The sequence below is a fragment of the Pseudomonas sp. MPB23 genome, from assembly GCF_046605395.1.
GTDB lineage: Bacteria > Pseudomonadota > Gammaproteobacteria > Pseudomonadales > Pseudomonadaceae > Aquipseudomonas.
This window is the reverse complement of record NZ_CP176771.1, coordinates 1960958-1972407: the sequence shown is the minus strand read 5'-3', so window position 1 is coordinate 1972407 and position 11450 is coordinate 1960958. Positions and strand designations below refer to the sequence as shown.

General features: G+C 61.6%; 12 protein-coding genes. 3 read left to right on the top strand and 9 right to left on the bottom strand.

Annotated elements, in window-relative coordinates:
• Nucleotides 1-107 precede the first annotated feature (107 nt).
• The 7 genes from ACLH0J_RS09210 to ACLH0J_RS09180 all read right to left on the bottom strand — a co-directional run bounded on the left by ACLH0J_RS09210 (nucleotide 108) and on the right by ACLH0J_RS09180 (nucleotide 7699).
• The gene (locus ACLH0J_RS09210; RefSeq protein WP_411391712.1) at nucleotides 108-1466 is read right to left on the bottom strand and encodes a DUF1329 domain-containing protein; all 1359 of its coding nucleotides are present in this window, start codon (nucleotides 1464-1466) and stop codon (nucleotides 108-110) included.
• A gap of 26 nt (nucleotides 1467-1492) precedes the next feature.
• Nucleotides 1493-3274 carry a DUF1302 domain-containing protein gene (locus ACLH0J_RS09205; RefSeq protein ID WP_411391711.1) on the bottom strand — a complete coding sequence of 594 codons (1782 nt, stop codon included), beginning with the start codon at nucleotides 3272-3274 and terminating at the stop codon, nucleotides 1493-1495.
• 482 nt (nucleotides 3275-3756) lie between these two features.
• The gene (locus ACLH0J_RS09200; protein WP_411391710.1) at nucleotides 3757-4668 is read right to left on the bottom strand and encodes an SDR family oxidoreductase; all 912 of its coding nucleotides are present in this window, start codon (nucleotides 4666-4668) and stop codon (nucleotides 3757-3759) included.
• Between the two features lie 133 nt (nucleotides 4669-4801).
• Nucleotides 4802-5704 carry an alpha/beta fold hydrolase gene (locus ACLH0J_RS09195; protein WP_411391709.1) on the bottom strand — a complete coding sequence of 301 codons (903 nt, stop codon included), beginning with the start codon at nucleotides 5702-5704 and terminating at the stop codon, nucleotides 4802-4804.
• Nucleotides 5704-6486: a class II aldolase/adducin family protein gene (locus ACLH0J_RS09190; protein WP_411391708.1), complete on the bottom strand. Its 783-nt coding sequence runs from the start codon at nucleotides 6484-6486 to the stop codon at nucleotides 5704-5706. The genes ACLH0J_RS09195 and ACLH0J_RS09190 overlap by 1 nt, the downstream gene beginning before the upstream one ends.
• Before the next feature lie 150 nt (nucleotides 6487-6636).
• Nucleotides 6637-7323: an LrgB family protein gene (locus tag ACLH0J_RS09185; protein ID WP_411391707.1), complete on the bottom strand. Its 687-nt coding sequence runs from the start codon at nucleotides 7321-7323 to the stop codon at nucleotides 6637-6639.
• Nucleotides 7313-7699 (bottom strand): CidA/LrgA family protein, encoded by a 387-nt coding sequence (locus ACLH0J_RS09180; protein ID WP_411391706.1) that lies wholly within the window; start codon nucleotides 7697-7699, stop codon nucleotides 7313-7315. The genes ACLH0J_RS09185 and ACLH0J_RS09180 overlap by 11 nt, the downstream gene beginning before the upstream one ends.
• A 98-nt stretch (nucleotides 7700-7797) precedes the next feature.
• Here ACLH0J_RS09180 and ACLH0J_RS09175 point away from each other — a divergent pair, with 98 nt between their 5' ends.
• The gene (locus ACLH0J_RS09175) at nucleotides 7798-8694 is read left to right on the top strand and encodes a LysR substrate-binding domain-containing protein (protein WP_411391705.1); all 897 of its coding nucleotides are present in this window, start codon (nucleotides 7798-7800) and stop codon (nucleotides 8692-8694) included.
• On the opposite strand, the gene ACLH0J_RS09170 is transcribed toward ACLH0J_RS09175, so the two are convergent.
• Nucleotides 8675-9130, bottom strand: a complete 456-nt coding sequence (locus ACLH0J_RS09170) for a flavodoxin (RefSeq protein WP_411391704.1) — start codon at nucleotides 9128-9130, stop codon at nucleotides 8675-8677. The two genes, ACLH0J_RS09175 and ACLH0J_RS09170, sit on opposite strands and share 20 nt — an antisense overlap.
• 129 nt (nucleotides 9131-9259) lie before the next feature.
• Here ACLH0J_RS09170 and ACLH0J_RS09165 point away from each other — a divergent pair, with 129 nt between their 5' ends.
• Nucleotides 9260-9727 carry a PAS domain-containing protein gene (locus tag ACLH0J_RS09165; RefSeq protein ID WP_411391703.1) on the top strand — a complete coding sequence of 156 codons (468 nt, stop codon included), beginning with the start codon at nucleotides 9260-9262 and terminating at the stop codon, nucleotides 9725-9727.
• A 57-nt stretch (nucleotides 9728-9784) separates the two neighbouring features.
• Entirely contained in the window at nucleotides 9785-10390 is a 606-nt protein-coding gene (locus tag ACLH0J_RS09160) for a hypothetical protein (RefSeq protein ID WP_411391702.1), read from the top strand.
• 2 nt (nucleotides 10391-10392) lie between these two features.
• Here the strand turns inward: ACLH0J_RS09160 and ACLH0J_RS09155 are convergent, their stop codons facing one another.
• The gene (locus ACLH0J_RS09155) at nucleotides 10393-11349 is read right to left on the bottom strand and encodes a MerR family transcriptional regulator (protein ID WP_411391701.1); all 957 of its coding nucleotides are present in this window, start codon (nucleotides 11347-11349) and stop codon (nucleotides 10393-10395) included.
• Nucleotides 11350-11450 lie beyond the last annotated feature (101 nt).

Below are 11450 nucleotides of genomic sequence, written 5' to 3'. Positions count from 1 at the left end.
CAAGTGTGGGAGGGGGCTTGCTCCCGATAGCGATGGGACAGTCGACACCTGCCTGAACTGAACCACCGCAATCGGCAGCAAGCTCCCTCCGACATCTCACAGGGAGATCAGCGCACCCCCGTGGCTCTCAATGCCGCTGGGGTGTAATCCGCTGCCTTCGCCGCGAAGCCGAACACGAAGCTGCTCTTCTCCTCGTTCTTCATCCCCAGGGCGATGTAACGCCCGGCAATGATGTCGTAGAGGGTTTCCACGGTATACGCCGGGGTCTGGTGATCGTAGTAGAACTGCGCATGGCCCTCGGCGACACGCCACAACTGACCACGGCCATCGTAGTGATCGGCCAGCGCCACTTGCCAGCTGTCTTCGTCGATGTACATGTGGCGCTTGGCGTAGATATGCCGCTCGCTCGGCTTGACGGTGCCGATCACTTCCCACACCCGGTGCAGCTCATAGCGGGTCAGGTCCTGGTTGATATGCCCGGCCTTGATGATGTCGTCGTACTTGAGCGACGGCGAGTCGAGCTTGTAGCTGTTGTAGGGGATGTACATTTCCTTCTTGCCCACCAGTTTCCAGTCGTAGCGGTCGGGCGCGCCGGAGAACATGTCGAAGTTGTCCGAAGTCCGCAGACCATCGGAGGCCGTGCCCGGCCCGTCGTAGGCCACTTGCGGCGCACGGCGTACGCGGCGCTGGCCGGCGTTGTAGATCCATGCCAGGCGCGGCTCCTTCACCTGGTCGAGGGTTTCATGCACCAGCAGTACGCCGCCCGCCAGACGCGCCGGCGCGGTAACCGACTGCTTGAAGAAGCTCAGCACGTTGGCCGCCTTGGCCGGGTCCATGTCCGGGATCAACTGCGGCACTGCCACTTCTTCCTCGAAGCGGATCGGCGTGTAGCTGCCGTTGGTCTGCGGTGTGGCCTGGGTGATGATGCGCCGCAGGTTGCCGCCGTGGTAACGGGTGATGTGGTTCCACAGCACCTCCACGCCATTCTTGGGGATCGGGAACGCGTAGTAACGGTTGCCGGTGAACCCTTCCAGGCCATTGCCATCATTGATCGGCTTGACGTTCAGCGCGCTGCGCTTGATCGACTCGTAGATCTCCGGCGGCAGGTTGACCGTGCGGTGGGTCGGGTACACCGGGATCTTGTAGGTCTCGGGGTAGCGCTTGAACATCGCCACCTGGCCGTCGGAGAGCTTGTCCTTGTACTTGTCGACGGTGGCGGCGGTGATCACGAACAGCGGTTTTTCGTTGGCGAACGGGTCGGCGAGGAAGCCCTTGCTGTCCACCGCACCGCCGTTTTTCGGAATGCCGCCGGTCCAGGCCGGAATCGAACCATCGGCGTTACCGGCTTTTTCTGCGCCGATCGGCGTCAGGGTGGTGCCCAGTTTGGCGGCCTCTTCCGGCGACACCGCTGCCATCACGTGGGTGGCCAACAGACTCAGGGCCAGCACTGCAATTGTCTTACGCATGGATTGTTGTCCTTCTTTAAGCCAAATCAGAAGTTCACGCCAAAGCTGAGGGCGAGGAAGTCGCGGTCGGTCAGGGTGTTGTAATCGCCGCCAAAGAAGTCGGTGTAGCTGAGGCTGGCGGTGTAGGTGTTGCGGTAGTCCGCATCGACGCCGACGCTGATGGCCTTGGCGCCTTTGTTGAACAGGCCGTTGGGGCCGTAGCCGGCGACATCGTGGGACCAGGACAGGTTGGGCTTGAGGTTGATCCCGGCGATCACGTTGTTGTAATCGAGGATCGCCCGCGCGCGGTAGCCCCACGAAGTGGAGGTGACGAAGCCGTCGGTGTCGCCTTGGAAACCGTAGGCGCCATACACCGAGTCGCGGCCGTAACGCAGCTTGGATTTATCTTCCAGGCCGCCGACATGCACGATGGCCGCTTCGCCCACCAGGGTCAGGCGTTCGGCGCCCAGCACCTGGTCGAAGAACTGGGTCATGGTGCTTTGGATCTGGGTGATTTCCTTGCGGCGGTAGCCTTTGTTGTCGGCGCCGAAAGAGGAGCTGATTGGCGACGCCGCGTTGCCGGCAATCGGGTTGATCAGCGCCAGGGTCAGGTCGGTGGTGTTGAGCTGTACCGGGGCGTTGGGGCGGTAGCTGATTTCCCCGGTCCACGCCGTGCCGGTGGGCAAGGTGGTGGAGAAGCTCGCGCCATACAGGCGGATGTCTTCCGGATAATCCAGATAGTACTGGCCACGGCCGAGCATGGTGCTCTGGGCCAGGGCCGAACCGAAACCGGCAGGGGCAGCCGCGGCAATACCACCGATCGTGGCGAGGTTGGTGTTGGCGGTAATCGTGCCCACCATCGGGGTACGGCTGTGGTAGTTCATGAAGTACAGGCCGTACTCGGTGTCGTCGCCCAGCCAGCGCAAGGCCGCGCCGAACTGGCCGGAATCCCGTGCATCACGGTCGCCGGCACGTTGCACCACCACGCCTTCGCGGGTCACCACAAAGCCTTGGCCGCGTGCTGCGGCGATCGGTTGCAGCGGCGCAATCGCTGGGCTGCCCACCGTGTAATTACCGGTGCAACCATCCGCCGCCACGTCACCGCCGAAGAAGGTGCCGCAGTTATCCAGCACGGTCTGGTCCCATTCCAGTTGGTAGAAGCCTTCCACCGTCAGTTGGTTGGTCAGGCTCTGGGACGCGAACAGCATGTTGACCGGAATCAGGCCTTCCTTGATCTCGGCACCGGGCCGACGGAACGCCGACACGTCAATCGGGTTGATGCTGTTGATGGAGTTGCCGATGAAGGTACTTTCGCCCCAACTGACCACCTGCTTACCGGCACGCACGGTGCCCGGCAGGTCGCCCAGGGAGTAGTTGTGGTAGACGAAGGCATCGAGAATCTGCGCGCCGCTGGACTTGGCGCCCTCCTTGCGGTTGTGGTCGCTGATCTGTTTGAACTCGCGGTCTTCGTCCTTGAGCTCGAAGTCATACCAATACTTGCCGCGCACGAACACACCGGTGTCGCCGTACTTCAATTCCAGGTCGTGCAGGCCCTTGAAGATCTTGGAAAAGGTCTCGCCCTTCTTGAAGTTCAAGCGCCCGTCATCGCCTGTGGACGCCTGGCCGGTGCCGCCATTGACGGTGCCCACGAGGCTTTTATCGGCATCGCGCATGCCCCAACTCGCGCCCACCGACAGCGAGGAATCGAATTGCCCCTCGATCTCGCCAATGTTGAACGAAACAGCCTGTGCCTGGGCACAGCACCCCAACGCAACCGCAGCGGCCAGCGCCTGTGGCCTGAAGATGGCGCGCATTGTTGTTCTTGTCATGCGTCTTCCCCGGTGAGTGACAGAAGGCCCCACCCTACTGCCGTGCATCGGGAGCGATAAGCGCACCAAGGAGGGATTCGTGCTGTCGCTCGAAAGGATGACAAGCCGCTCTGGCCTGGGCCTGCGCGGGCCTATGGATGGGGTGGATAGCGGGTTATCAGGGGCATGGATGGCGCGTGGCAAAACTGTTGCGTTATCCGTAACGGTCCTTGTCCTGAAGTGCTATTACTCATTTTGTTACAAGCGACTATTCTGGCCTCGCTTTCAGGGCAAACCGCCCGCTTCCACAACCGGAAGACAAGCCAGACTTGAATGGATTGATCAACGTTTTCAATCTGTTACCAGTGTTCACTGACGTTGATTTGTAGCTCCTTAATCTAACGTCTTACTTCAGCCGCTACGCTTGTAGCGGCTTTTTTTTGCCTGAAATAAAACGGGGCGCCATGAGCGCCCCGTGGGATTGGATCTCTATCGGACAACGATCACAGGCTGTATTTCTGCAAGTTGGCCATCATCTCCTTCAAGGCTTCGATATTGTCCTTGGGATGGGCTGCGCCGTCGAAATCGCAGATCTGTTGCCAGTGCGCCGCCACATCCTCGGGCGAGAACCCGGCCTCGGGGTCGAAGCCCACGCCCAGGCTGCGCTCCCAGCGAGTCTTGCCGATCCAGCCACCGCCCACCTCGAACAATCCCGAGGTTTCCTGGCACGCCTCGCTGCCCAGGTACACCACCAGCGGGCTGACCAGCTCGGGTTTGAGGCGTTCGAAGACTTGGGGCGGAATCAGGCCTTCGGTCATGCGCGTACCGCCGGTGGGGGCGATGGCGTTGACCAGGATGTTGTTCTTGCGCCCTTCCAGGGCCAGGGTGCGGGTCAGGCCATACAGACCGAGCTTGGCCATGCCGTAGTTGGACTGGCCGAAGTTGCCGTAGATGCCCGAGGTGGACGCAGTGAAGATCACCCGGCCGTAGCTTTGCTCACGCAGGTGGGGCCAGGCGGCGCGGGTGACTTTGTAGGCACCTTCGACGTGCACCCGGTAAACCAGGTCCCAGTCGCTGTCCTCCATTTTGTGGAAGGTCTTGTCGCGCAGGATGCCGGCGTTGTTCACCACCACATCGACGCGACCGAAGACGTCGAGGGCGTTATGCACGATTTTGTCACCGTCGGTGACAGAGTCATGGTTGGCCTCGGCGATACCGCCGGCGGCACGAATCTCGGCCACCACCCGGTCGGCGGCCGAGGCATTGGCGCCCTCGCCCTGGGTGGAACCGCCCAGATCATTGACCAGGACCTTGGCCCCGTGCCGGGCGAACAGCAGCGCATGGGCCCGCCCCAATCCGCCGCCGGCACCGGTGACGATCACGACCTTATCCTGAAACTGCACTGACTGACTCATACCGAACTCCAATGGCGACAAGGGGAATAGGTCGAGTGTCCGGCAAGGGGCCACGGGTCACAATAAATACGCTTGCGGCTGAATAGTGCCCGATAAGGCCAGGGGATGATTACCCACAGTCCCGTAGGAGCGGTTAGGAATACGCCACGCGCGCGACCGACTGAACGATCTGCTCACGAAAGGCCTGGTAATGCTTGAGCACCTGCACCGGCGCCTCGATCTGCGGATAGTGACCGATATTGGCCAGCAGTACCGTGTCGGCGTGGGGCACCAATTGTTGGTAACGCTCGACCATGTGCGCGCCAGAGATCGGGTCGATCTCGCCGTCGATCACCCGCAGCGGCACTTCGCCGCGCTGCATCGCCCCCACCCAGCGTTCACGCAAACGCCGACGCTGGGGAATATAGGCGATCAATTTATGCAGGATGCGCGTGCCCTCGTTGCAACTGATCAGGCTCCAGAAATCGTCCAGGGCGCTTTCACTGGGGCGGGTGTCGGGGCCGAAAATCAGGCTGAAATTGTCGGACAAAGCGTTGCGTCCAAAGGCGCGGCCAATCATCCAGCCCAGGGGGCTGAGCAGCAGCTTTTGCACCAACGCCGTGCGATGGGTTTCGGGGAACAAGCCACCGTTGAGAAACACACAACTGGCCATCTCGAACCGGCCTTCGTAATGCCGTGCCAACAGTTCCTGGGCCACGCTGTCACCGTAGTCGTGAGCCAACACGTGAACCGGCTGCGTCACCCGCAGATGTTCCAGCAAGGCCTGTTGCAGATCCGCCTGTTCCAGCAGGCAATAGGTGTGGTCCAGCGGTTTGTCCGAATCGCCAAAGCCGAGCATGTCGCAGGCGATCACCAGGTTGCGCTGGGCCAGGGGTTGCCACAGGTAATGCCAGTCCCAACTGGCGGTGGGGAAGCCGTGGATCAGCAGCAGCGGTTCGCCCTGCCCCGCCACCCAGTAGCGGATGGCGTGGCCACGAAAGACGAATTCCCGACCGTGCTTGCGCCAGGCTCTGAGCGGGATCTCGGCGAGAGGCATCAGCTTTTATACCCTGGGTCTAGACTGTCCAGCTTGCGCAGCAACGCCGGCCAGGCCAGCGCGCCGCCCATACCGTGTGCGCTCTTGGTGACCGCCGCCACCATCGCCTTGGCACCGGCAAGAATCGGCGGCTCGATGGCGATCAATTCCACCCCGCCGCTTTGCGCCAGCACTTGGATGTCGCAGGCACGCTGGAAGGTGAACATCATCAGAAAGGTATCGGCGATGCTGCCGCCGCAGGTCAGCAGACCGTGGTTGTGCAGCATCAGGAAGTTTTTGTCGCCAAGGTCGGCCTGCAAGCGGGCCTTCTCGTCGTGGTTCAACGCCACGCCTTCGTAGGCGTGATAGGCCAGGCTCGACAGCACGAATATCGACTGCTGGCTGATCGGCAACACGCCCTGCTTCTGCGCCGCCACCGCGACACCGGCGGCGGTGTGAGTGTGCAGCACGCATGTCACGTCATGGCGAACTTCATGGATAGCGCTGTGGATGGTGTAGCCCGCCGGGTTGATCTCGTAGGGGCTGTCCATCCGCTTGTTGCCGGCCTGGTCGACCTTGACCAGGCTCGAGGCGGTGATCTCGTGGAACATCAGCCCGTACGGGTTGATCAGGAAGTCATCGGTGCCCGGCACCTTGGCCGAGATATGGGTGAAGATCAGATCATCCCAGCCATGCAGCGCGACCAGGCGATAGCAGGCGGCGAGGTCGACACGGGTTTGCCATTCGGCGGCGCTGACCTGGCCTTTGACAGTCGGTGACGATGCAGCAGGGGCTAAGCTCACGGTAATGACCTCCTTGGCGCATTTTTTATTATTTTTTTTCTGTGATGGGCCAGTCTAGTCAGACCTCATGGCTGGGGTAGTTGCCTTCGCAGCCAGCTTGATGACTGAACGAGTCAGTCATGAGAATAGTTGAAGTGCGCCCACATCGCGTCAGAGAAGCGCCGCCAACAAAGGCGCGGCGAACAGATTGAGCAAACCCGTCAACACCATCACCAGGCCGGCGACGGAACCCTCTTCGCCGCCCACTTCATGGGCCCGGCTGACGCCTGCGCCGTGGGCGCCCACGCCGAACAACGCGCCACGGGCCAGCGGCGTACGCAGCGGCAGCCACTTGAGCAGCACACCGCCGAGCATGGCGCCGAACACGCCGGTGAACATCACGAATACAGCAGTCAACTCCGGCACACCGCCCAGGTCAGACGACACCGGCATGGCGAACGGCGTGGTGATCGAACGGGGCACCAGGGACATCGTCACCGCGCTGTCCAGCGCCAGCGCTTTGGCCAGGCCGAACGAGGTGCCGATGGACGCCACGCTGCCCGCCACCATGCCCAGCAGCAACGCCGACCAGTGCCGCGCCAACAACCGGCGCTGCTGCCAGATCGGCACCGCGAACGCCACAGTGACCGGCCCCAGTATCAACATCAGCCAGTGGGTGTCGGCGGCGTACTCGGCATACGCGGTGTGCATCGGCACGGCCACCGCCAGCAGCAACACCGGCACCAGGATCAGCGGCGACAGCAGGTAGCGCCCGGTGCGCCGGTAGATCCAGCGGCTGAATAGATAGGTGGTCAGGGTCAAGGCGAGCCAGAACATCGGCATCGGTTCAAGCTTCATGGCGCAGCCTCCAGCGGCAGACGGCTTCCACCGTGAACGCCGTCACCAACATCACCGCCAACGTGCTGAAGCCGATCACCAACAGAATGCGCCAGCCCTCGTTGCGCATCAGGCCACCGTAGTCCAACAGGCTCATCAGTGCAGGAATGAAGAACAGCAGCATTTCCGCCATCAACACCCCAGCGCCCAATTCCAGGGCTGCCGGTTTGACCAGGCCGGTGGCGAAGGCGGCCAGCAACAGGCCCAGGCCGACCACGCCACCAGGCACCGGCCACGCCAGCCAGACGGCCAATTGGGTGCCCAACTGGTAAATGGCCAGCAGCACGGCCAGTTCAATCAGCAGACGGATAAGATGCTTGAAGCTGAAACGTTTCATGGGCTTTGGATCCTCGCAAGCCTCCATTTTAGAGAGCCCTCTTCCATCCCCACAGCGAATTGTTAGACTGCCATCCATTCCAAACTGGAATCAGGCCAATGGAATTCAAACAGCTACGCAGCTTTGTCGAAGTGATTCGACGTGGTGGTTTTACCCAGGCCGGGAAAACCCTGCATATCAGCCAGTCAGCCGTCAGCAAGCAGGTGGCGCAGTTGGAGCACAGCCTCGGCACGCCACTGCTCGACCGCATCGGTTCGCAGATCCGCCTGACCGCCGCCGGCCAAGTCGTGCTGCAACGGGCCGAAGCGATGTTGCGCCTGCACACCGAACTGCTCAGCGAACTCGACGACATGCAGCAACTGACCCGCGGCGAACTGCGCCTGGGCCTGCCGTTGCTGGGCGGCGACACCTTGTTCGCCGAGTTGTTCGCCGAGTACCGCAGGCGCTATCCGAATGTGACCATTCAGTTGCTCGAGGGCGGCAGCCGCAATATCGAACAGGCGATCCTGAACGGCGAACTGGAAGTGGGCGGCAGCTTGAAGCCCAGCGATCCGGCGTTCGCCTGGCAGGCTTTCTGCGATGAGCCGCTGGATGCGCTGTTGCCGATGGATCATCCGTTGGCCGACAACGCTCACGTGCGCCTGGAGGAATTGGCCGACACGCCGTTCCTGATGTATCAACGCAGCTTCGTGCTCAACGACCGACTGATGCAGGCGTGTCAGCAGTTGGGCTTTACCCCGAAGGAAATCGGCCGTAGCGGCCAGGCGGATTTTCTTGCAGCCCTGGTCGCGGCCGGCCAAGGCGTGGTGCTGTTGCCCAGCGTGGTCGCCCGGGGGCTGGTGCGACCCGGCGTGGTGCGGCTTACGCTGAAGGCGCCCGACTTCCTGCGCTGGGATATTGCCTTTATCTGGCGCGAGGGCGCCTACCTGTCCAAAGCCGCCCAGGCCTGGCTGGCGCTACTGCGCGAGTTCCCGCTCAAGCGCGCAGCGCAGTGACCAGTTCGGCCAACCAGGGCTCGGCGTCGGTTTCCGGCGTGACACTTTCGCTGGCATCCAGGCGCAACATCGGCAGCACTTCACGCAGGCCCAATTCGGCGAACAGCTCGCGCATTTGCTCGCCGCCGGCACAAAAGGTATCGCCGTAACTGGCGTCGCCCAGGCCGATCACGGCGCCGGGCAGGCCGCGCCACGCAGCGGGGAGTTGATCGCGAATCGTCGAATACAACGGCTGGAGGTTGTCGGGCAACTCCCCCATGCCGGTGGTGGAGGTCACCGCCAGGAAGGCTTCAGGGGCAAAGGCCTGCACATCGGCGAGGGTTGCACGCGGGTTATGCCAGGCGTCGAAACCGGCGGCTTTAAGGATGCCAGTGGCGTGACGGGCGACGTCTTCAGCCGTGCCGTACACCGAGCCGGAAAGGATGGCGACTTTCATCAATCTGATCCTGTGGTTGAGCGAAAGCGTGGGATATTAGCAGTTGTCGCCACTATTTCGGCGCACACCGTGCAACATTCAACGCCTATCATAAACTGCCAGAACCAACCACACGCCAAGGAGCGCTCAATGATCAACGCGCAACTGATGCAAATGGTGATCAACGCCTCCAACGACGGCATCGTGATCGCCGAGCGGGAAGGCCGGGACAAGCCGCTGATCTACGTCAACCCGGCATTTGAACGGATGACCGGCTACACCCCGGATGAAATTCTCTATCAGGATTGTCGCTTCCTGCAGTCGGGCGACCGCGACCAGCCGGCCCTGATCGCCATTCGCGATACCCTGGAACAGGGCGGTTCCTGCCGGGAAACCCTGCGTAACTATCGCAAGGACGGCAGCCACTTCTGGAATGAGCTGTCGCTGTCGACGGTGTACAACGCGGCCGACAAGCAGACGTATTTCGTTGGCGTGCAGAAGGATGTGACCCTTCAGGTCAAAGCCCAACAGCGCGTCGCCCAGCTCGAAGCGGAACTGGCTCAGGTAAAGGTCGAACTGGCAACCCTCAAAGCGACGAGCGGATCGAACAAAGGTTAGGAAACTCGGCCATTAAGAGGATAATGGCGTTTTAATGCCTCCCCTTGAGCATACGCTATGCACCGCGACGCGCTTCTGACGCAGGATGAGCTGGATTTTATCCAAAGGATGCAACACAACCCGCAGCTCAACCTGCGGGATGCGTCGTCGAGCCTCACCGTCAACGGCGGTGCACAAATACGCGACTTGCTCACCCGCTTGGCCGCCCATGATCAACTCACCATCCAGGCACAGTTCGAGAACCAGCAACTGACGTTCCCCCTGCACCTGGTAGAGGACGAATTTCATGCGGTGCACCTGCGCCTGGGCGTGCCGACCATTTTTGAAGACGGACCGATGATTCGCCCGTGGCGCCTGGCCCTGGAAACACCGGTTGCGCTGGAGAATGTCCGAGGCAACCCCAGCGCCTATTGGGTGCATGAAGTGTCATTCAAGGGTGTACTGGTGGAAATCCGAGGCCGGATCAAGCCACCCAAGACCTTTTCCCTGTGGTTCAGCCCTTCGGGCTACGAACGCATCGCCCTGCGTGGCACGCTGGAGCGTGAAAGCGCCCGAGGCCTGTTCGCCTACCGCCTGGATCAAAGCGACGCGGATGAAACCGAGCGCCTGCGCCAGTTCATCCTGCATCAGCATCGCTTGATACACCCTGAAGTCCACGCCTGAGATCAGGTGTCCAGGGTACCGCCCAGAAACAACTGCAAACGGTGCTGCATCGATCGCCCGTCATTGCCCAGGCAGCCGATGGAAGATCCCGCCAGGCTTTGCTCTGCCAGATCCGAAGCGTCGCCTGCCAGGAGTAACGGACAATCCAGGGTCAGCGCCAGGCGCTTGAGCCGCGACGGCAGCTCGGAGCTGGGCGAGCGATTGGAAAACAGCACCAGCGCTTGCGGCCGGGTCTTCTCGCAGATAAGCGTCAACTCGTCGAAAGGCTGACCGACGCTGAGCACCTTCACTGCCAGGTCATCGGTGCCGATCAACAACCCCGCCACCAACAGCTCCAGCTCCCGGCACTCTCCGGCAATCGCCGACAGCAACACCCGAGGCGCCGCCGAAGCATTGATCATCTGCAAACGTTGCGTAATGCGGGCCCGCAGGAAGGCATCGAAGAACAGCCACTCGCTGGCCTGACCAAAGCGCCCCTGATGACGCAGCAATTGTTGCCATAACGGCATGAGCACATTCTGGAATACCACCGCGATGGGGTAGGCGGCGAAAATCTGCCCGTACACGCGCTCCAACTCGCGGTCGTCAAACCCGTGGATTGCCAACCGCAGGTGATCCTGCCACTGGCTCCATTCGCGTTCGATATCGATGCGCGAAGGCTGGGTGGGTTCGCTGAGCGCGTCGTTACGCGCCAGGATCTTGCCCACTTTGCTCACCGCGACGCCGCGCTCGATCCAGTCGAGAATACGGTGCACGGTGTCGATATCGGTGCTCGAGTACAACCGATGCCCGCTTTCGGTGCGGGTTGGCTGGATAAGACCGTAGCGACGCTCCCAGGCGCGCAAGGTCACCGGGTTGACGCCGGTCAGCCTGGCGACTTCACGAATAGGAAAAAGATCAGCGGAATCACTGACGCTGGCGTGCGTCGTTTCGTGATGAGGAGCAATAGTTTCGGGCATTAGCTGTCAGAAAAAGTCCGTCTCGATTTGAACCTCATTTAACGCTTATTCAATCGCCCGATTCAAGCTGCACGGCGAGCCGACCGAAGACGCTGGCGTAT

Excerpts from the sequence above, each read along its gene's own strand:
- ACLH0J_RS09210 (WP_411391712.1), bottom strand. The coding sequence starts at position 1,466 with ATGCGTAAGACAATTGCAGTGCTGGCCCTGAGTCTGTTGGCCACCCAC.
- ACLH0J_RS09205 (WP_411391711.1), bottom strand. The coding sequence starts at position 3,274 with ATGACAAGAACAACAATGCGCGCCATCTTCAGGCCACAGGCGCTGGCC.
- ACLH0J_RS09200 (WP_411391710.1), bottom strand. The coding sequence starts at position 4,668 with ATGAGTCAGTCAGTGCAGTTTCAGGATAAGGTCGTGATCGTCACCGGT.
- ACLH0J_RS09195 (WP_411391709.1), bottom strand. The coding sequence starts at position 5,704 with ATGCCTCTCGCCGAGATCCCGCTCAGAGCCTGGCGCAAGCACGGTCGG.
- ACLH0J_RS09185 (WP_411391707.1), bottom strand. The coding sequence starts at position 7,323 with ATGAAGCTTGAACCGATGCCGATGTTCTGGCTCGCCTTGACCCTGACC.
- ACLH0J_RS09180 (WP_411391706.1), bottom strand. The coding sequence starts at position 7,699 with ATGAAACGTTTCAGCTTCAAGCATCTTATCCGTCTGCTGATTGAACTG.
- ACLH0J_RS09175 (WP_411391705.1), top strand. The coding sequence starts at position 7,798 with ATGGAATTCAAACAGCTACGCAGCTTTGTCGAAGTGATTCGACGTGGT.
- ACLH0J_RS09170 (WP_411391704.1), bottom strand. The coding sequence starts at position 9,130 with ATGAAAGTCGCCATCCTTTCCGGCTCGGTGTACGGCACGGCTGAAGAC.
- ACLH0J_RS09165 (WP_411391703.1), top strand. The coding sequence starts at position 9,260 with ATGATCAACGCGCAACTGATGCAAATGGTGATCAACGCCTCCAACGAC.
- ACLH0J_RS09160 (WP_411391702.1), top strand. The coding sequence starts at position 9,785 with ATGCACCGCGACGCGCTTCTGACGCAGGATGAGCTGGATTTTATCCAA.
- ACLH0J_RS09155 (WP_411391701.1), bottom strand. The coding sequence starts at position 11,349 with ATGCCCGAAACTATTGCTCCTCATCACGAAACGACGCACGCCAGCGTC.